Origin of the sequence: Micromonospora sp. DT47 (genome assembly GCF_049844475.1) — a bacterium.
Classification (GTDB): Bacteria; Actinomycetota; Actinomycetes; order Mycobacteriales; family Micromonosporaceae; genus Micromonospora.
In genome coordinates this window covers 37,879-56,334 of the sequence record NZ_JBNCLC010000008.1, presented here as the reverse complement: position 1 = coordinate 56,334, position 18,456 = coordinate 37,879, and the positions used below count along the sequence as shown (strand labels likewise).

At 74.0% G+C, this 18,456-nt stretch carries 17 protein-coding genes; 12 read left to right on the top strand and 5 right to left on the bottom strand.

The genetic code is table 11. The features are described 5' to 3' along the window. The first annotated feature begins 801 nt into the window (after positions 1-801). The 6 genes from ACLQ2U_RS14625 to ACLQ2U_RS14600 all read left to right on the top strand — a co-directional run bounded on the left by ACLQ2U_RS14625 (position 802) and on the right by ACLQ2U_RS14600 (position 6,349). On the top strand, positions 802-2,007 hold the full coding sequence (locus ACLQ2U_RS14625) for a substrate-binding domain-containing protein (protein WP_425751172.1): 1,206 nt from the start codon (positions 802-804) through the stop codon (positions 2,005-2,007). Between the two features lie 3 nt (positions 2,008-2,010). Continuing rightward, positions 2,011-2,754, top strand: a complete 744-nt coding sequence (locus ACLQ2U_RS14620; protein WP_425751171.1) for an ABC transporter ATP-binding protein — start codon at positions 2,011-2,013, stop codon at positions 2,752-2,754. Continuing rightward, positions 2,751-3,506 (top strand): ABC transporter ATP-binding protein, encoded by a 756-nt coding sequence (locus ACLQ2U_RS14615; protein ID WP_425751170.1) that lies wholly within the window; start codon positions 2,751-2,753, stop codon positions 3,504-3,506. The genes ACLQ2U_RS14620 and ACLQ2U_RS14615 overlap by 4 nt, the downstream gene beginning before the upstream one ends. Then, complete coding sequence (locus ACLQ2U_RS14610) at positions 3,503-4,393, top strand: branched-chain amino acid ABC transporter permease (protein WP_425751169.1); 891 nt, start codon at positions 3,503-3,505, stop codon at positions 4,391-4,393. Before ACLQ2U_RS14615 ends, ACLQ2U_RS14610 begins: the two co-directional genes overlap by 4 nt. Then, complete coding sequence (locus ACLQ2U_RS14605; RefSeq protein ID WP_425751168.1) at positions 4,390-5,499, top strand: branched-chain amino acid ABC transporter permease; 1,110 nt, start codon at positions 4,390-4,392, stop codon at positions 5,497-5,499. Before ACLQ2U_RS14610 ends, ACLQ2U_RS14605 begins: the two co-directional genes overlap by 4 nt. A gap of 103 nt (positions 5,500-5,602) precedes the next feature. Then, the gene (locus tag ACLQ2U_RS14600) at positions 5,603-6,349 is read left to right on the top strand and encodes an SDR family NAD(P)-dependent oxidoreductase (RefSeq protein ID WP_425751167.1); all 747 of its coding nucleotides are present in this window, start codon (positions 5,603-5,605) and stop codon (positions 6,347-6,349) included. Positions 6,350-6,418: 69 nt separating this feature from the next. Here the strand turns inward: ACLQ2U_RS14600 and ACLQ2U_RS14595 are convergent, their stop codons facing one another. Further along, complete coding sequence (locus ACLQ2U_RS14595) at positions 6,419-7,228, bottom strand: hypothetical protein (protein WP_425751166.1); 810 nt, start codon at positions 7,226-7,228, stop codon at positions 6,419-6,421. A 141-nt stretch (positions 7,229-7,369) separates the two neighbouring features. Between ACLQ2U_RS14595 and ACLQ2U_RS14590 the strand changes: the two genes are divergently transcribed. From ACLQ2U_RS14590 to ACLQ2U_RS14575, 4 genes are all read left to right on the top strand, one after another. Beyond that, entirely contained in the window at positions 7,370-9,220 is a 1,851-nt protein-coding gene (locus ACLQ2U_RS14590; RefSeq protein WP_425751165.1) for a BTAD domain-containing putative transcriptional regulator, read from the top strand. 114 nt (positions 9,221-9,334) lie between these two features. Then, positions 9,335-11,461, top strand: a complete 2,127-nt coding sequence (locus ACLQ2U_RS14585; protein ID WP_425751164.1) for a DEAD/DEAH box helicase — start codon at positions 9,335-9,337, stop codon at positions 11,459-11,461. A 150-nt stretch (positions 11,462-11,611) separates the two neighbouring features. Then, entirely contained in the window at positions 11,612-11,842 is a 231-nt protein-coding gene (locus ACLQ2U_RS14580; protein WP_425751163.1) for a heavy-metal-associated domain-containing protein, read from the top strand. Between the two features lie 52 nt (positions 11,843-11,894). Continuing rightward, positions 11,895-12,917: a hypothetical protein gene (locus tag ACLQ2U_RS14575; protein ID WP_425751162.1), complete on the top strand. Its 1,023-nt coding sequence runs from the start codon at positions 11,895-11,897 to the stop codon at positions 12,915-12,917. A gap of 16 nt (positions 12,918-12,933) precedes the next feature. Here the strand turns inward: ACLQ2U_RS14575 and ACLQ2U_RS14570 are convergent, their stop codons facing one another. Further along, positions 12,934-13,350 (bottom strand): helix-turn-helix domain-containing protein, encoded by a 417-nt coding sequence (locus ACLQ2U_RS14570; RefSeq protein WP_425751161.1) that lies wholly within the window; start codon positions 13,348-13,350, stop codon positions 12,934-12,936. Positions 13,351-13,595: 245 nt separating this feature from the next. Here ACLQ2U_RS14570 and ACLQ2U_RS14565 point away from each other — a divergent pair, with 245 nt between their 5' ends. Continuing rightward, complete coding sequence (locus ACLQ2U_RS14565; RefSeq protein ID WP_425751160.1) at positions 13,596-14,054, top strand: hypothetical protein; 459 nt, start codon at positions 13,596-13,598, stop codon at positions 14,052-14,054. An 18-nt stretch (positions 14,055-14,072) separates the two neighbouring features. Here ACLQ2U_RS14565 and ACLQ2U_RS14560 read toward each other — a convergent pair whose 3' ends face one another. Further along, a complete protein-coding gene (locus tag ACLQ2U_RS14560) occupies positions 14,073-15,230 on the bottom strand; it encodes a class I SAM-dependent methyltransferase (RefSeq protein WP_425751159.1) in 1,158 nt (385 codons plus the stop codon). Between the two features lie 221 nt (positions 15,231-15,451). Continuing rightward, complete coding sequence (locus ACLQ2U_RS14555; protein ID WP_425751158.1) at positions 15,452-17,140, bottom strand: DEAD/DEAH box helicase; 1,689 nt, start codon at positions 17,138-17,140, stop codon at positions 15,452-15,454. 292 nt (positions 17,141-17,432) lie between these two features. On the opposite strand from ACLQ2U_RS14555, the gene ACLQ2U_RS14550 reads away from it, so the two are divergent. Then, complete coding sequence (locus ACLQ2U_RS14550) at positions 17,433-18,080, top strand: ferritin-like fold-containing protein (protein ID WP_425751157.1); 648 nt, start codon at positions 17,433-17,435, stop codon at positions 18,078-18,080. 108 nt (positions 18,081-18,188) lie between these two features. Here ACLQ2U_RS14550 and ACLQ2U_RS14545 read toward each other — a convergent pair whose 3' ends face one another. Beyond that, complete coding sequence (locus ACLQ2U_RS14545; protein ID WP_334449574.1) at positions 18,189-18,416, bottom strand: DUF3107 domain-containing protein; 228 nt, start codon at positions 18,414-18,416, stop codon at positions 18,189-18,191. Between the last annotated feature and the right edge of the window lie 40 nt (positions 18,417-18,456).

Here is an 18,456-nt window from a genome sequence, read left to right as displayed (position 1 = left end):
TCGCGCTGGCCGGTCGTGCCGCCGCCAGGGCCGGGGCTGGGTCCGCGTCGCTACCAACCTGATGGCGTAGACGAGTAGGTCCGCGTGTCCGTGTTCGCGCCTACGGCTATGCCGGGCCCGGGCACGGTCCTGCGGGTCCTTTGGAGCTGATGTCGGGAACGACTCGCGCGGGTTCTGGGCCGAGCGTTTCCGAAGATCGTGCAAGATCCTGCCAGCAGTGGTGTCGCGCGGCCGACGAGGCCCCTGTTCCAGGATCGAGCGCGATCCTCAGCGCGATCGAGGTCGGTCCGGCGGGTGATCCGTTGACGTCATCAGGTCTGTAGCGCCGGAGAACCCCTATCGGGTCGGGCGTTCGGCGACATATGTACCGCGGCCGACCTGCCCGCCGCGCTGCGATTCGCCCGGGCGATCACCCGGGCTCTCTCCTTCCTGGTCGATGTGGACCGTGCGGGTACGACGGTCTCGGCCGAGGACGCGCAGTCCGTACGGCACTGGGTCTTCTGCGACCGGCGCCTCGACGGCGGCCGCCGGTGCCCACGGCCGGCTGATCACTCAGGTCCGTGCGGTCCGAAGGCGACGGGCGGGTGAGGAACGGGGGCGATGGCGGGGCGCGACACAGCCATGGGCTGCGCGGTAGGGTCGGCGACCATCGTGTGCCGGTGTGGTGAACTGACCTGGCCGCAGCTTGTTACGGCCGGCCATCCCACCCGCGTTACTTGTGTGTTGCCGCCACATGGCCCGTGGGTGACGTCACTTCTAGCGTGAGCCGACACATGCTTCCTGTCCTCACCTGGAGTCGCGATGACGGTCCGGCACACGCGGCGGGCGTTCCTCTCCGCCGCCACGATGATGGCCGCGGCGCTCGCCGCCACGGCCTGCGGTAGCCCGCAGGACACCGCTTCCGGTGGCGGTGACAGCACCGCCCCGGTCAAGGTCGGCCTGGTGTACTCCCAGTCCGGCCCCCTGGCCAGCTACGGCAAGCAGTACATCGAGGGGTTCAAGGCCGGCCTCGACTACGCCACCAAGGGCACCGGCAAGGTCGGCGACCGCACCATCGAGCTCACCGAGGTCGACGACGCGGGCGACCCGGCCAAGGCGGTCTCCGCGGCCAAGGACCTGATCGGCAAGGGCACGAAGATCATCGCCGGATCCACCGCGTCCGGCGTCGCGCTTCAGGTCGCCCCGATCGCCGCGCAGAACAAGGCGCTCTTCATCTCCGGCCCGGCCGCCACCGACGCGCTCACCGGCGCCAACAAGTACACCTTCCGCTCCGGCCGGCAGTCCTACCAGGACGTGGTGACCGCCAAGTCGTTCATCGGCGACCCGGCCGGCAAGAAGGTGGTGGTCTTCGCCCAGGACGGCGCGTTCGGCGACGCCAACGAGGCCGCCGTCAAGAAGGTCATCGGCGGGGCGGGCGCCACCGTCAGCGCCGTCCGCGCCCCGGCCAGCGCCGCCGAGTTCACCCCGTTCGCCAGCCAGATCAAGGCCGCCAAGCCGGACCTGCTCTTCGTCGCCTGGGCCGGCACCACCGCCCCCGCGATGTGGCAGACCCTCGACCAGCAGGGTGTGCTCTCCTCCACCACGGTCGTCACCGGCCTGGACATCCGGGCCTCCTGGCCGACCTTCGGCGCCGCCGGCGCCAAGATCTCCTTCCTGTCGCACTACTTCGACGGGGCCAGCGACACCGAGGCCGCCAAGGCCGCCAAGGCGAAGATCCCCGGCGGGACGATCGACCTGTTCCACCCGGACGGCTTCGCCGCCGCGCAGATGGTCGTCCGCGCCGTGCAGGAGGGCGGCGACGACGTCGACAAGATGGTCAAGGCCCTGGAAGGCTGGTCGTTCGACGGGATCAAGGGCCCGATGACCATCCGCGCCGAGGACCACGCCCTGCTCCAGCCGATGTACCAGGCCAAGCTCTCCGGCAGCGGCACCGCTTTCACGGCCACCGCGCCGAAGAGCCTGACCGGTGACGAGACCGCGCCGCCGGTCACCCAGATGAAGGGCTGACTTGTGCTCGCCACCCGCGGTCTGACCTGGCGGATCGGAGAGGTCGCCATCGTCGACAGCGTCTACCTCGACCTGGCGCCCGGGGAGTTCCTCGGCGTGATCGGGCCGAACGGCGCCGGCAAGACCTCCCTGTTCAACCTGATCACCGGCCTGCGCCGGCCGACCGAGGGCCGGATCCTGCTGGACGGGGAGGACATCACCGCCCTCCCGCCGCACCGGCGGGCCCGCCTCGGGCTGGGACGTACCTTCCAGGCGTCCTCGGTCTTCGGCTCGCTCACCGTCCGGGAGAACGTCCGGCTCGCCGTACAGGCGCACCGGGGTGGCTCGATGAAGTTGTGGCGGCGGGCGGCGGCCGACCGGGAGGTGGCCGCCGCCGCCGACGCGGCGCTCGACCGGGTCGGCCTGCACCACCGTGGTACGGCGCTCGCCGGCACCCTGGCCCACGGCGAGAAGCGCAAGCTGGAGATCGCCCTGCTGCTCGCCGGGGAGCCCCGGGTGATGCTGCTGGACGAGCCGATGGCCGGGGTCAGCGCCGAGGACGTGCCCGAGCTGGTCTCGGTGATCAAGTCACTGACCGGGGACAGTGGCCGGTCGGTGCTGATGGTGGAACACCACATGGACGTGATCCTGGAGCTGGCCGACCGGATCGCCGTGATGCACCACGGCGCGCTGCTCGCCTGCGACACCCCGGACACGGTGATGGCCAACGCCACCGTCCAGGAGGCGTACCTGGGGGAATCACTATGACGGAACCCGTCCTCAGCGTGGAGAACCTGTCGGTGCGGATCGCCGGGCTGCACATCCTCCAGGGGGTGTCGTTCACCGTCGCGCCGACCGGGGTGACGGTGCTGCTCGGCCGCAACGGGGTCGGCAAGACCACCACGCTGCGCGCCGTCGTCGGCCTCACCCCCCGCAACGGCGAGGTGCGCGGCACGATCCGGATGGGCGCGCAGAGCCTGCTCGCCCGCCCCACCCACCGGCTGGTCCGCGGCGGGCTCGGCTACGTGCCCGAGGACCGCTGCGTCTTCGCCGGCCTCACCGTCGCGGAGAACCTCCGGCTCGCCGAACGGCGGGGCACCACCCCGGCGTACGACAAGGTCTTCGCGCTCTTCCCGGAGCTGGACCGGCGCGGACGGCAACGGGCCGGTTCGCTCTCCGGCGGGCAGCAGCAGATGCTCGCGATCGGCCGGGTGCTGCTCAACGACAACCGGCTGCTGCTGGTCGACGAGCCGACCAAGGGGTTGGCGCCGAAGGTGGTGACCGAGGTGGCCGAGGTGCTGGAACGGGTGGCGGAATCCGTGCCGGTGCTGCTGGTCGAGCAGAACCTGGCGGTGGTCCGGCGGCTGGCCAGGGACGCGGTGGTGCTCGCCGCCGGCCGGGTGGCCTGGGCCGGGGACGCGAAGGAACTGCTGCTGGAGACCGGGCTGACCAAGTCGCTGCTCGGCGTCGGCTCCGGCGGCCACGACAGTGGCGTCCGCGCCCCGGAGGTGCGTTCATGAGCGGCATCGTCCTGCTGACCCTGACCGGGCTCGGCCTGGCCGCGCTCTACTTCCTGGTCGCCTCCGGGCTCTCCCTGGTCTTCGGCCTCGCCGACGTGCTCAACTTCGCGCACGGGCTCTTCCTCGGCGTTGGCGCGTACGCGACCTGGTGGGCCGCCGGGAACCTGCCCGGCGCCGGCTCGGACGGCTTCGGCTTCGTGCTGGCCGTCGCCTTCGGCGTGCTCGCCGGTGCGCTGGTGGCGGTGCTGGTGGAGCTGGTGCTGATCCGGCCGCTCTACACCCGCACCATCGAGCAGGTGCTGGTCACCGTCGGCCTGTCGCTGGCCGGGGTGGCGCTGCTCCAGGCCACCTGGGGCGCGGACGCCCGGCCGTTCCCGCGGCCGGAATGGACCCGGCAGGTGACCTCGATCCTCGGCGCGAACGTGCCCAACGGCGGGCTGCTGCTGATCGTCGCGGCGGTGCTGGTGCTCGGCGCGCTGCTCGCCTTCCTCCGCTGGACCCGCTACGGCCTGGTGATCCGGGCCGGGGTGGAGAACCGGGAGATGGTCACCGCGCTCGGCATCGACGTGCGCAAGGCGTTCACCCTGGTCTTCGCGATCGGCGGGGCCGCCGCCGCGCTGGCCGGCGCGCTCGGCAGCACGTTCTACGGCACGGTCTCGCCCGGGCAGGGCGGCTCGCTGCTGATCTTCGCGTTCATCGTGGTGGTGATCGGCGGGATGGGCTCGGTGGTCGGGTCCGCGTACGCGGCCGTCGCGGTGGGGCTGGTGCAACAGTTCGTCAACTACTACGGCGAGTCCGGGCTGGGCGACATCTGTGTGGTCGGCCTGCTCGCCGCGGTGCTGCTGCTGCGGCCCCAGGGCCTGGCCGGAAAGGTGGCTCACGCATGACCGACTCGATGGTCGACGCGCCCCCGGCCCAGGTGCCGGCGGAGCTGACCCCCGGGCACTCGCGGTGGCACGGGCTGCGGCCCTGGCTGCCGCTGGTGGCGCTGGCGGTGGCCGCGGTCGTGCCGTACTCGACGGTCGCCCTGCCGGGGATCTTCGAGGGGCCGCTGAACTCGCCGGGCACCCTGCAACTGCTCGCCATCTGCCTGGTCTTCGGCGGACTGGCCGCCGGGTACGACCTGCTCTTCGGCCGCACCGGGATGCTCTCCTTCGGGCACGCGCTCTACTTCGCCGCCGGGGTGTACGGCACCGACATCCTGGTCACCCGGGCCGGGCTGCCGCTGTGGCAGGCCGCGCTGCTCACCGTCACCGGTGCGACGACGCTGGCCGCGCTGCTCGGCGCGATCGCGCTGCGTACCGTCGGGATCGCCTTCGCCATGGTGACGCTCGCCTTCGCCCAGGTCGGCGCGATCCTGGTGGCCCGGGACTTCTACGGCTGGACCGGCGGCGAGGAGGGACTGCCGCTGGACGTCTCCGGGCTGCCGCCCGCCCTGGTCGGGGTGACGAACACGGTCAACCTGTACTGGCTGGCGCTGGCGTACCTGGCGCTGGTGGTCCTGGTGGTGCACCGGGTCTCCGGCTCGCCGACCGGGCGGGTGCTGGCCGGGTTGCGCGACGACGAGCGGCGGATCGGGGTGCTCGGGCTCGACCCGTACCGGTTCAAACTGGTGGCGTTCACCCTGGCCGGTGGCCTCGCCGCGGCCGGGGGAGTGGTCTACTGCCTGATCGTCGGCGGCGCCTCACCGCACCTCACGTCGTCCGAGCTGACCCTGTCGCTGCTGGTCATGGTGGTGCTGGGCGGCCCGGGCACCCGCTGGGGTCCGGTGCTCGGCGGCGTCCTCTACATGTACCTGGACCACCGCCTCACCGCCTTCGGCACCAGCGACGCCGTCAACAACCTCCCCGCGTTCCTCAGCCACCCCCTCTCCCAGCCCCTCTTCGTCCTCGGCACCGTCTTCATCCTGGCGGTCTACTTCTTCCCCGGCGGCCTGGCCAGCCTCCGTACCCGGCTGGCCCCCCTCCTCCGGCTCCTTCCTCGCCGCCCCTGACCCCCGTCGACCTCTTTGATCATGAGGTTGGCGGGGCGCCACGCCACGGCGGAGCCCGCTAACCTCATGATCAACGGGGCCTGACGGACGGGAGGTGGCGGCAGTGGGAGAGCGGTTCGCGGTTGTCAGTGGCGGTGGGACCGGGATCGGGGCGGCCGTGGCGCGGGGCCTGGTGGCCGACGGGTACGACGTACTGATCGTCGGGCGGCGGGCGGACGTGCTGCTGGCCACCGCCGAGCGGATCCGGGTCGAATGCGGGCGGGCCGACGCGGTCACCGCCGTGACCGCGGACCTGACCGATCCCGCGCAGGTCGCCGGGGTCGTCGAGACGGTCGGCGACCGGATCGTGGACGCGGTGGTGAACAACGCCGGCGGGTACCTCGGGGGGGACACCGGGACGCTGGCCGGGACCGCGGCGCACTGGCGGGCCAACCTGGACGCCAACGTGCTCACCGCGGTGCTGCTCACCGAGGCGCTGCGGCCGGCCCTGCGCCGCCCCGGCGGCCGGATCGTCCTGCTCAGCTCGATCGCCGCGCAGCGCGGCGGCGGCGGGGCGTACTCGGCGGCGAAGGCGGCACTGCACGGCTGGGCGTACGACCTCGCCACGCAGCTCGGCAAGGAGCAGATCACGGTCAACGTGGTCAGCCCCGGCTACGTCGCGGAGACCGAGTTCTTCGGCGACCGGATGACCCCGGAGGGGCACGCCACCCGGGTGGCGGCCACCCTGGTCGGCCGCGCCGGCCAGCCGGACGACATCGCTGCGGCGGTCCGCTACCTGGTCGGCCCCGCCGCCGGCTACGTCACCGGCCAGGTGCTCGGCGTCAACGGCGGCTCGGTCCTCGGCCGCTGAGCCCGCGCGGCCCGCTGACGACGAAAGGGCGGCGGCCCCCCGTGCGGCCGCCGCCCCCTGCGTCGTGGTTCAGCTGTTCAACATCTCGTACGCCATCGCCGGCGCCTTCGTCGCCGCGCCGCCGGTCGGCACGGTGATCTTCGGCGTGCTGCCGTAGTCGGCGTACGTGACCACGTATTCGTACGCCTTCCGCTTGCCGGCTGCGGGGATCTCCAGCGTCAGCGAGGCGAGGTGCTCGTCCGGCCCGACCAGCGCGGTGAACGGCACGTGCTTGCCGGCCTCGCCGAGCGCCGCCGCCTCACCGTCCTCCAGCGCCTGCGCCGCGTTGCCGCTTGTCACGTCGATGAAACCGACGTACTTGCCGGGGCTCTGCTCCTCGACGGAGGTGGCCGCCTCGATGAGCGGGCCGGCATTGCCCTGGTCCGCGCCGTCGTAGGACGGCACGCTCCCGCTGTCGGTCAGCTTCGCACGGTCCAGCTTCATCCACTTGTTCGGGAAATTCGGCAGGCCCGGGTGGCCGCTGAACTTCGCCTTCATCCAGATCTCGTCCCCGATCAGCAGGAACGACATCTTCATCGTGATGCCGTCCTTGTCCGGCGCCATGGCGGTGTTGATCTCGAAGGCCTTCGACTCCGGGTCGATTCGCCCGGTGAGGTTGCTGGACGCGTCCTTGCCGGTGAAGCGGAAGGCTCCCTCCGTGCCGTCGGGGACGGCGTCGAGGAGCGCCTCCTTCGGCGCGGCGCTCGGGCTCGTCCGGGGCGCGGCGGTCGATCCGACCTTCGGCCCGCAACCCCCGAGCAGGGTGGTCGCGGCCAGCAGGGCGGCGGCCGTGCCGACCGCCCGTCGGATGGTGCCGGCGCTGCCCGTTGCCTGTGTCATCGCACTTCTCTTTCTCGCTGCGTGGCTTCTGCCGTTGACGATGCTGCCGGCCGCCACGGCGGTCCGGCTGCCGATATGCTGCCGTCCGGCTGCCGGGCACTGCCGCCCGGTCCCCAGGGGGTGTCAGGAGCGAAAACTCGCATGTCAGGAACGCTGCGTTTCGGGATCCTCGGGCCTCAGCGGGCCTGGTACGCCGACCGGGAGCTCGACCTCGGCCCCGGCAAGCAGCGCGCCGTGCTGGCTGTGCTGCTGCTCTCCGCCGGCCGTCCGGTCCCGACCGGACAGATCGTCGAGGCGGTCTGGCCGGAGGAGCCGCCCGCCAACGGCCCCAACGTCGTGCAGAAGTACGTCGCCGGACTGCGCCGGGTGCTGGAGCCGGACCGCTCCCCACGTACGCCCGGGCAGGTGCTCAGCCTGACCGACGCCGGTTACCTGCTCCGGATCACACCGGAGGCGGTCGACGCGGTCCGCTTCGAGCGTGGCGTCCACCGGGCCCGACAGCGGTACTCGGCGGGGCGTACGGCCGAGGCCCTGGCGGAGCTGACGGCGGCCCTGGAGCTCTGGCAGGGGGAGCCGTTCACCGGGTTCGCCGGGTCGGTCTTCGAGGCCGCCCGGCACCGGCTGGTCGAGCTGCGGGCCGTCGCTCTGGAGACCCGTGCCGACCTGGAGCTGGAGTGCGGGCGGCACCGCGAGCTGGTCGGCGAACTGGTCGAGCTGGTGGCCGAGTTCCCGGTCCGGGAGCGGCTGCGGTACCAGTTGATGCTGGCGCTGCATCGCAGCGGCCGGCACGCGGAGGCGCTCGCCGCGTACCGGGAGTTCGCCAGCCTGCTCCGGGAGGAGTACGGCATCGAGCCGGGCGAGGTGCTCCGGGAGCTGCACCGCCGCATCCTCCGCTCCGACCCGACCCTGCTGAAGGCTGCCCCGACCCAGCCGGTGGAGGCGGCCGCGGTCGAGCCGGCGGAGGCGGACCCGGTCGAGGAGGGGCCGGGCGGGTCGGAATCGGCTGCCGGAGAGATGCCCGGCCCGCTCGTGTCCGCAGGCACGCCCGACGTGCCCGCCTCGCCGCCGGCCGGGTTCGCGTCGCCGTTCGTCCCCGGCTTCCCGCCCGTACCTCCGGCGGCCACCGGCTTCGCGCCGATACCCGCGCCGGCCGCCGGGCCCGGGTCCGCGCCGAGCGTCGGCTTCCCGCCCGGACCGGTCGGCTCGCCGGTCGCCCTCCCCGCGTCGCCGGCCGGGCCGTCGCCCGCCCCGTTCCTCCCGCCACCGCGGTACGAGCAGCTGCCCGCCCGTCCCCGGCCCCAGCCGGTGCCGCGCTGGCTCAGCGTCAGCGCAACGGTGGTCGGCGCGCTGACCGCGATGCTCTCCTTCGGCCTGCTCACCTGGCTGGTGGTGCTCGTCTACGCCGGCTGGCGGCGGAGCTGGCGCAACGCGCTCGCCGCCGTCTGCTATCTGTCGTTCGCCGTCACGTTCATCGTCGTGCTCGGCAGCGGCGACCCGGACTACGTGACAGACGCCGAGGGCCTCCTGATCGTGGCCTGGTTGGTCGCCTGGCTGCTCGGCGTCCTGCACGCGATCCTGCTCAACGGCGTGGTCTGGGCGGCGGTCAGGGGTCGGGGCGGCGCTGGGCCGCCGGCCGACGACCGCCGGATCCGCCGTGAGCAGGCCCGCTACCTGCTGTACCACTACCCGGTGGCCCGGCAGGAGCTGCACATCGGCCGGCCCGACCTGCCCCGCACCTTCGACGACGGGGGCCTGGTGGACATCAACGCGGTGGGGGAGAAGGTGATCGCCCGGCTGCCCGGGATCAGCGCCGCGCAGGCCCGGCAGGTGGCGATGGACCGGTGGCTCCGCGGCCCGTTCGGCTCGATGGAGGAGCTTGCCGCCCGCTGCCTCCTCCCGCCGCTGCTCACCGACTCCCTCCGCGACCTCCTCGTCTTCCTCCCCCCGCTGCCCGACCCCGCCCCGTCCAGCACCCCGCCCCCGCCAGGGTGATCAAGAGGTTTGCCTCCGTCCGGACCCGGAATCGTGACGCAAACCTCTTGATCACCGGGCGGAGGCGGGGGCGGGGAGGGGTGGGGGCGGGGGCAGCGCTGGTAGAAATGCCGGATGAGCCAGGATCGGGCGGCGGTACGGGAACGGGCCGAGGCGGTGCTGCGCCGGCTGGCCGGCGAGCACGCCCGGCTCCGCGAGGACCAGTGGCGGGCGATCGAGGCGCTGGTGGTCGACCGTCGCCGGGTGCTCTGCGTACAGCGCACCGGCTGGGGCAAGTCGGCGGTCTACTTCGTGGCCACCGCCCTGCTCCGGGAGCGCTCCGAGGAGCGGGCCGGCCCGACCGTGATCGTCTCGCCGTTGCTGGCGCTGATGCGCAACCAGGTCGAGTCGGCGGCCCGGGCCGGCATCCGGGCCCGCACCATCAACTCCGCCAACCTTGATGAGTGGGACGAGATCACCGGCGAAATCCACGCCGGCACGGTGGACGTGCTGCTGATCAGCCCGGAACGGCTCAACAACCCGGACTTCCGGGACACCGTTCTGCCGAAGCTGGCCGCCACCACCGGCCTGCTGGTGGTGGACGAGGCGCACTGCGTCTCCGACTGGGGGCACGACTTCCGGCCGGACTACCGCCGGCTGCGGACCTTCCTGGGCAACCTGCCCGAGCGCACCCCGGTGCTGGCCACCACCGCCACCGCCAACGAGCGGGTGACCGCCGACGTCGCCGAGCAGCTCGGTGACGCGCTTGTGCTGCGCGGCACGCTGGACCGGGAGTCGCTGCGGCTGGGCGTACTCGACCTGCCGAGCCCGGCGCACCGGCTGGCCTGGCTCGCCGACCACCTGGACCGGCTCCCCGGCTCGGGGATCATCTACACGCTGACCGTCGCGGCGGCCGGGGAGACGGCGGAGTTCCTGCGGTCGCGGGGCTGGTCGGTGGCCTCCTACACCGGTCAGGCCGAGGACGCCGACCGCCGCGCCGCCGAGCAGGACCTGCTCGACAACAAGATCAAGGCGTTGGTAGCCACCTCCGCGCTGGGCATGGGCTTCGACAAGCCGGACCTCGGCTTCGTGGTGCACCTCGGCGCGCCGCCCTCGCCGATCGCCTACTACCAGCAGGTCGGCCGCGCCGGCCGGGCCGTCGAACACGCCGAGGTGCTGCTGCTGCCCGGCGTCGAGGACGCGGCCATCTGGCGCTACTTCGCCTCCCTGGCCTTCCCGCCGGAGGAGCAGGTCCGGGCCGTGCTCGCCGCGCTGCCCACCGACCGGCCAATGTCCACCCAGGCCCTCGAACCGGTCGTCGACCTGCGCCGGGCCCGGCTGGAGCTGATGCTCAAGGTGCTCGACGTGGACGGCGCGGTCCGCCGGGTCCGCGGCGGCTGGCTCGCCACCGGCGAGCCCTGGGTCTACGACGAGGCCCGGTTGCGCCGCGTCGCCCAGGCGCGCACCGCCGAGCAGCAGGCCATGCGGGAGTACGCGACCACGACCGGCTGCCGGATGCGGTACCTGCGCGAGTGCCTGGACGACGCCGGTGCGGGCGACTGCGGCCGGTGCGACCGGTGTGCCGGCCCGCTCTTCGCCGCGGAGGTCTCCGACGCCGCGCTCACCGCCGCGCAGACCTTCCTCGGCCGGCCCGGCGTGGAGATCGCGCCGAAGAAGCTCTGGCCGACCGGGCTGGACGCGGTCGGCGTACCCCTGAAGGGGCGGATCGCCCCCGGCGAGCAGACGCTGCCCGGGCGGGCCGTGGGGCGGCTCTCCGACCTGGGCTGGGGCGGGCGGCTGCGCGGCCTGGTCGGGCCGGAGGCCGCGGACGGCCCGGTCCCCGACGACGTGGCCGGGGCCGTGGTGGAGGTGCTGAAGGCCTGGGCGCACGGCGACGACCCGTGGCCGCGCCGCCCGGTCGGCGTGGTGGCCGTGTGCTCCCGGACCCACCCGGTGCTGGTCGGCTCGCTCGCCGAGCGGATCGCCACCGTGGGCCGGCTGCCGCTGCTCGGCCAGGTAGTCCCCACCGGCCCGTCCGGGCCCGGCGGGCCGCGTGGCAACAGCGCCCAACGGGTACGCACCCTGCACGACGCCTTCGCCGTCCCCGACGAGCTGGCCGACGCCCTGGCCGGGCTGGACGGGCCGGTGCTGCTCGTCGACGACCTGGTCGACTCCGGCTGGACGATGACCATGGTGGCCCGGTCGTTGCGCCGGGCCGGCGCCCCGGACGTGCTCCCGCTCGTCCTCGCCGTCGCCGGCTGACCGTCGACGCGCTCCGGGCGGCCCGGCCGGGCTGATCCCGGCCCGGGTGGGTGCCACCCCGGAAAGTTCCCCGGGCGGGCCGAATGCGATGGTCGCCACGGTCACCGACCGTCGACCGGCCCGCACCCGATCCGGCGGTACCGTGGGTGCATGGCCGACCAGCGACCCGTCACCCAGACGTACGCCGTCACCGGGATGACCTGCGAGCACTGCGTGCGCGCGGTCACCGCGGAGCTGTCCGCGCTGCCCGGGGTTGACGAGGTCCGGATGGACCTGGCCGCCGGCACCGCGACGGTCACCAGCGTCGCGCCGCTGTCGGAGGAGTCGGTCCGGGCCGCCGTGGACGAGGCGGGCTACGAACTGGCCGGCGGCGGTGCCTGAGCGCTCGCCCACGCCTCCGCCCGCCGGCCCGGCGGACGGAGGCGGCCCGGCGGTGGCCGACGGGCGCCCGGTGGCCGGTGACACCCCGCTCGGAGGGCCGGACGGTGACCCGATCACCGGCCGGCGCGGTGCTGACCTGCCGCCCGACGACGGGAACCCGGGCGGCCCCGACCGGAGCACGCTGCGGCTCGCGCTGGTCGTCGGCGGGCTTGTGCTCGCCGTCCTGCTCGGCTTCGGCCTCGGCCGGGCCAACCCCCGGCCGGCCACCCCGGGCGCGACGGGCGCCGACGTGGCCACCGGCGCGGAGCACACCCACGCCCCCGGCACCGGGGCGCACAGTCACGGCGCGGCCGCCGACCAGGCGTCCACCGACGGGGCCGGTGGACTGTCGGTCACCTCGGCCGGCTACACCCTCACCCCGTCGGCCGGGGAGTTCACCGCCGGCCGGGCCGGCGAGCTCCGCTTCCAGGTACGCGACGACCAACGCCGCCCGGTCACCCGGTTCGCCGTCGTGCACGACAAGCCGATGCACCTGATCGTGGTACGCCGCGACCTCACCGGTTACCAGCACCTGCACCCGACGATGGCCGCCGAGGGCACCTGGTCCGTGCCGCTGACCCTGCCGCAGCCGGGCGTCTGGCGGGCGTACGCCGACTTCACCGCGCTCGCCGACGACGGCCGGCAGACGGCGGTGACCCTCGGCGTGGACCTGGTCGCGCCCGGCGGCTACACCCCGTCGCCGCTGCCCGCCGCGGCCACCAGCACGACCGTCGACGGATTCACCGTCGGCTACGAGGGCGTCCCGGAGGTCGGCAGGGCGGTGCCGCTGCGGTTCCGGGTCCGCGCTGGTGACGCGCCGGCCGCCCTGGAGCGCTACCTCGGCGCGTACGGCCACCTGGTCGCGCTCCGCGAAGGCGACCTGGGCTACCTGCACGTGCACCCGGAGCCGGCACCGGCCGGCGACCCGGTGACCTTCTGGGCGACGGTGCCGGGGCCGGGCCGCTACCGGATGTTCCTGGACTTCCAGGTGGCGGGCGAGGTGCGGACCGCCGAGTTCACCGTCGACGTGCCCTGAGCGTGGCCCGGGCGACTCAGCCGGCCCGTCGGACCGGGCGGCGGGCCAGGTAGCGGAGCAGGTCCCGGATGTGGTGCTTCTCCTCGGCCGGCACGGTCGGGTCGGCCAGCCGGTCCAGGATGACCCGGACGTCCGCCTCGACCGGTGCGTCGTCGGCGCGGCGGCGGGGGGCCGGGCCCGCGTCGGGCAGGCCGAGCGCCCGGAACGCCGCCGCCACCGGCAGGTCGAGGGCGGCGCAGAAGCCGCGCACCTTGGCCAGCTCGGGGTAGTCCTGCCAGTCGCCGGCGAGCCAGCGGAAGACGGTGGACCGACCGACTCCGGTGTGTGCCGCCAGGTCGCTCACCGTCCACCCCCGCTCGTCGCGGGCGTCGTCGATGGCGCGTCGCACGAAGCGCGCGAAGGCCATCTGTGGTGAAACGTCTGCGGAACCCATTCCTGCGAGGTCGTCCCTTTCCTGCCGGGGCCCGGTGTCGGTGCGCCCCTTCGAGGGTAGTACGACAAACCGTAGAAGCAATTGACCGACCGACCTGTACGTCCCGTCCACGGAACCCGACGTCGAGGGGCGGGCGGTGGCGGGGCTGTGGCCAGCGACGATTGTCGTCCATCGACTAAGCTCGACATGTCCGCCGTCACCCACCCGTCCGCCCGGCGCGTCCCGGCACACCGATGAGGAGCAGCATGGCCGACCCCGTCCGTCCGGTGCCGCACCGCCCGGGTGCGATCAGCCTCTTCTTTGTGGCGAACGCCGGTGTCTTCGCCCTGGCCTTCTGGATCTGGCTGCTGGTGCTGGCGCTGACCGGCGAGCAGGCCACCGGGGCGCACGTCCTGGCCGCCGCGGGGGCGGTCACCACCACCCTGGTCGGCGTGGTGCTCGGCATCCGGCTGGCCCTGCAGCTCAGCGCGGCCGTCCGGCACGCGGAGCTCAAGCGGCTGCTGGTCGACATCTCCTGGAACGCCTTCACCGCCGCCGGCAACGCCGAGACGCCGGGCAAGGTGGTGCCCTTCCCGACCATGTCGGGGGAGGACGAGCGGTCGCCGTACGGCGGTCACGGCGACCGGATCTCCGTCTTCGAGCGTGGCCCGTCGGGCGAGCGGTCGGGTCGGGGCCGGGGCGCCAACGGCGGGCGGCGCCGCTGACCGGCTCCGCCCGGCGGCTCAGGCCCGGGGCGGGTCCGCGGCCAGCAGCGTCTCCAGCCGGGGCGTGATCTGCCACTGGTCGACCAGCTCCCGGTACTCGGCCTGCTGCCCCTCGGTGGGCGCGGGGCCGGTCCGCCGGGCCCGGATCAGCAGGTTCCGGGGGGTGTGCGCGGAGTCGACGAACTCCACCACCTCAGCCCGGTAGCCGTGCAGCCGCAGCAGCCCGGCGCGCAGCGCGTCGGTGAGCACGTCGGCGAAGCGTTCCCGCAGGATGCCCTGGCGTGTCAGCAGCTCGTAGGGGGCGGGGGCGGGTCGGGCGCGCAGCTGCGCGGCCAGGTCGTGGTGGCAGCACGGGGCGGCCAGCACCCACCGGGCGTTCCAGCGCACCGCCCGGGCCAGCGCCTCGTCGGTGGCGGTGTCGCAGGCGTGCAGCGCCAGCACCAGGTCGGGGGCCGGCTCGACCACCGCGTCGGCGATGGTGCCGGCCACGAACGAGACCTGGTCGCCCCAGCCGAGCCGCTCGGCCAGCTCGGTGTTGCGCCGCCGCTGGTCCTCGCGGACGTCCACGCCGACCAGCTCGACGGCCAGGCCCCGCTGAGTGAGGTAGCGGTACGCGGCGAAGGTCAGGTACGCGTTGCCGCAGCCCAGGTCGACCACCCGCAGCGGGCTGGTCAGGTCGTCGGGCAGGGTGGCGGCGAGCGCGCGCAGGAAGGCGTCAACCTGCCGTCGCTTGGCCGCCGAACCGCCGATCTCGGCGAAGATCGGGTCGCCCGGATCCAGCAGGTACTCCTTGGCCCGATCGTGCCCGCCCGGCTCGGCGGCCGGCCGGGCGGCCGCGGCCCGGTGCACCTGCGCCTCGCCCGACTTGGTGACCCGCAACTGGAGGGTCCCGTCGGCGGTCTCCACGTGCCAGTTGCCGAACGGCTCGGCCAGCAGCGCGTCCACCGCCGCGTCGGCCTCCGCGCCGGGGGCCACGTTCCGGGTGTACGGCCGGGCGCCGTCGGAGGTGGAGATCTGCAACCGGGGACCGGTCTTGAGGGCCACCGGGCGTAGTTCGGCGCGGACCACCGAGGGACGCTGCCCGCGGCGGCGGCCGGCGGCGACCGCGCGGGTCAGCGCGGGGTCGAGCAGCAGCGCCCGGACCTCGGTCAGGGCGGCGTCGAGTGGTTCGGGCATCGCTCCATCTTCCTCGTCACGTGGCCGGTGCCACCGGTAGGGGGCCACCGTTGATCCACTCCATGTGCGGTATGTCGCCGTGTCCGACCGCTCGCGATGGCGCAACATCCCGCAAATGGAGTCGATCAGGTCGGCGCGGCGCGGCACGGCGCCGCACGGCGGGAAAGGGGACATCCCCCGTACCGCGTAGGCGGTGCGGGGGATGTCGGGTGTGGCTGGTGTCAGTCGGCGGTTGCCTCGGCCGGCGTACCGGCGCCCGCGCCGCCACCACGACGGCGCCGGCGGCGGCGCGGCTTCGACGGCTCGCCCTCGACGGCGGCCGCGGCCGGCTCGGTGCCGCCGGAGTCGGCGGTGATCACCGCGGTCGGCTCGCCGGCGACCACATCGCCGGCCCGGCGGCGACGCCGGCGGCGCGGGGTACGGGTGCCCTCCTCGGCGGAGGCGTCGGCGGGCGCCTCGGCGTCCGGCGTACCGGCGTCGGAGCGGCCACCGCGCTGGCGGTCGCCCCGCTCGCCCCGCTCGCTCCGCTCGCCCCGCCCACGGCTCTCGCCGCGCCGGGAACCCCGGGCACCGCCGTCGCCGCGCGGCGGCCGGCCGCCCAGGTCTTCCTCGACCTCGGCGGCGAGCCCGGCACGGGTCCGCTCCGCGGTCGGCAGGGTGCCAGTGACGTCCCGGGAGATGTCCAGGTCGGTGTAGAGGTGCGGGGAGGTGTGGTACGTCTCCGGCGGCTCCGGCATCTCCAGGCCGAGCGTCTTGTCGATGATCCGCCAGCGGGGCATGTCGTCCCAGTCGACGAAGGTCACCGCGACGCCGGTCGCCCCGGCCCGGCCGGTACGACCGATCCGGTGGGTGTAGGTGTCCTGGTCCTCGGGGCAGTCGTAGTTGATCACGTGGGTGACGCCGGTGACGTCCAGGCCCCGGGCCGCCACGTCGGTGGCGACCAGGATATCGATCTTGCCGGCGCGGAACGCGCGCAGCGCCCGCTCCCGCGCGCCCTGGCCCAGGTCGCCGTGGACGGCGGCGACCGCGAAGCCGCGGAAGTCGAGGTCCTCGGCGACCCGGTCGGCGGCCCGCTTGGTACGGGTGAAGATCATGGTCAGCCCGCGCCCCTCGGCCTGCAGGATCCGGGCCACGATCTCGACCTTGTTCATCGAGTGGGTGCGGTAGACCAGCTGCTGGGTCTGCGGGGACGGGCCGGTCTCGGCGGTGTGCCCGGCGTGGATCGTCACCGGACGGCGCAGGAAGCGCCGGGACAGCGCGACGATCGGGTCCGGCATGGTGGCCGAGAAGAGCATCGTCTGCCGGTCCTCCGGCAGCATCGCCAGGATCTTCTCGACGTCGTCGAGGAAGCCCAGGTCGAGCATCCGGTCGGCCTCGTCGAGCACCAGCGCGCGCACCCGGTCCAGCCGCAGGTGCTTCTGCTTCTGCAGGTCCATCAGCCGGCCCGGCGTGCCGACCAGGATCTCGACGCCCTTGCGCAGTGCGTCGATCTGCGGCTCGTACGCCACGCCGCCGTAGATCGGCAGCACCCGTACGCCCCGGGTCCGGCCCGCGGCGGCCAGGTCCTTGGCGACCTGGATGCCCAGCTCGCGGGTGGGGACGACGACCAGCGCCTGGGGCACGCCGTCGCTGCCCTCGCCCGGCGCGAAGACCCGCTCGAGCAGCGGTACGCCGAAGCCGAGGGTCTTGCCGGTGCCGGTCGGCGCCTGGCCGATCAGGTCGGTGCCGCGCAGCGCGATCGGCAGCGCGTACTCCTGGATCGCGAAGGCGCGGGTGATGCCCGCCGCGGCCAGGGCCTCGACGGTCTCGGGCCGCGCGCCGAGCGCGGCGAAGGTGGGAGCCTCCGGACGGACCGGGGCGGTGGGGACCAGCTCCTGGCCACCCAGCTGTTCGAGAACTTGTTCGCTCATTTGGATCTGGGGGTGCCCTCTCGTGGTGCGCCCCGTCTTGTCCTCAGGGCGCGATCGGTTTGACGCGGGCCACGCGGTCGGGGGCGGTATCGCCGAGCCGGACCGGGCCGCACGCGCGCCGCAGGCAGGACTTCGATCAGATCGGCGCCCGCGGCAACTGCTCTATCCTACCCGAGCGCCCTGCCGGGCGACCCGACGCGCAGTGACCGGGCCTGCCCCGGGGGTGGCAATTGTGACCTGCGTCACCCCAACGGGGCGGAAAGGTGACGGCCCGGACGGTAGCCTGCGCGTCGTGTCCGCCCCGACAAGCCCCGACGCCGTCGTCGACCTGCTCGGCCTGGTCGCCTACGGCGAACTGCTCGCCTTCGACCGGATCGCCGCCGACGCCCGGCTCGCCCCCGACCTGCGCCGCCGGGCCGCGCTGAGCGAGATGGCGGCGGCGGAGATCGGCAACTACCGCCGGCTCGCCGACTGGCTCACCGCGCTCGGGGCGACCCCCGACGACGTGATGGCCCCGTACGTCGCGCCGTTGCAGGCGTACCACGACTCGACCGAGCCGAGGGACTGGCTGGAGGCGGTCACCAAGGCGTACGTCGGGGATGGGATCACCGACGACTTCCTCGGCGAGATGGCCGACCGGCTGGACGAGCCGTACCGGGGCCTGGTGCGGGACGTCCTGCACGAGTCCCGGTACGCCGAGTTCGCGGCGGCCGAGATCCGGGCCGCGATCGGGGTCGACCCCCGGGTGGCGAACCGGCTCTCGATGTGGGCGCGGCGGCTCGTCGGCGAGGCGCTCTCCCAGGCGGGGCGGGTCGCGGCGGCGGACCGCGGGGCGCTGACCGCGCTTATCGCACGGGACGGGATGGACGTGCCGGCGCTGTTCCGGAAGCTCACCGCCAACCACACCGCCCGGATGACCGCCGCCGGTCTCAACAACTGACCGGCGGCCACGGTGCGGGCCCCGGCCGCCGACCGCGGGACGCGTGCGGTGAACCGGGCGCCGGGTCCGGCCCGCGGCGGACTCAGCCGCCGCGGAGGCCGGACCGGGTCAGCGGACGGTGAACCCGACCGCCCGCGGGGACGCCTCGGCGATCTCGACGTAGGCGACCTTGCTGACCGGCACGATGACCCGCCGGCCCTTCTCGTCGGTCAGGGAGAGCGTCCCCTCGTCCTTGCCGAAGGCGTCGGTCACGATCTGCTCGATCTCGGCCGGCGACTGCGCGCTCTCCAGAACCAGCTCGCGGGGCGCGTACTGCACGCCGATCTTGACCTCCACTGTGCCTCCTCAGGTGGGCGAAAGAGCCGCCGATGGGAAG

Bases quoted from the DNA above. Each gene is read 5' to 3' on its own strand.
- ACLQ2U_RS14625 (WP_425751172.1), top strand. From the start codon at position 802: ATGACGGTCCGGCACACGCGGCGGGCGTTCCTCTCCGCCGCCACGATG.
- ACLQ2U_RS14615 (WP_425751170.1), top strand. From the start codon at position 2,751: ATGACGGAACCCGTCCTCAGCGTGGAGAACCTGTCGGTGCGGATCGCC.
- ACLQ2U_RS14610 (WP_425751169.1), top strand. From the start codon at position 3,503: ATGAGCGGCATCGTCCTGCTGACCCTGACCGGGCTCGGCCTGGCCGCG.
- ACLQ2U_RS14605 (WP_425751168.1), top strand. From the start codon at position 4,390: ATGACCGACTCGATGGTCGACGCGCCCCCGGCCCAGGTGCCGGCGGAG.
- ACLQ2U_RS14595 (WP_425751166.1), bottom strand. From the start codon at position 7,228: ATGACACAGGCAACGGGCAGCGCCGGCACCATCCGACGGGCGGTCGGC.
- ACLQ2U_RS14590 (WP_425751165.1), top strand. From the start codon at position 7,370: ATGTCAGGAACGCTGCGTTTCGGGATCCTCGGGCCTCAGCGGGCCTGG.
- ACLQ2U_RS14585 (WP_425751164.1), top strand. From the start codon at position 9,335: ATGAGCCAGGATCGGGCGGCGGTACGGGAACGGGCCGAGGCGGTGCTG.
- ACLQ2U_RS14580 (WP_425751163.1), top strand. From the start codon at position 11,612: ATGGCCGACCAGCGACCCGTCACCCAGACGTACGCCGTCACCGGGATG.
- ACLQ2U_RS14570 (WP_425751161.1), bottom strand. From the start codon at position 13,350: ATGGGTTCCGCAGACGTTTCACCACAGATGGCCTTCGCGCGCTTCGTG.
- ACLQ2U_RS14565 (WP_425751160.1), top strand. From the start codon at position 13,596: ATGGCCGACCCCGTCCGTCCGGTGCCGCACCGCCCGGGTGCGATCAGC.
- ACLQ2U_RS14560 (WP_425751159.1), bottom strand. From the start codon at position 15,230: ATGCCCGAACCACTCGACGCCGCCCTGACCGAGGTCCGGGCGCTGCTG.
- ACLQ2U_RS14555 (WP_425751158.1), bottom strand. From the start codon at position 17,140: ATGAGCGAACAAGTTCTCGAACAGCTGGGTGGCCAGGAGCTGGTCCCC.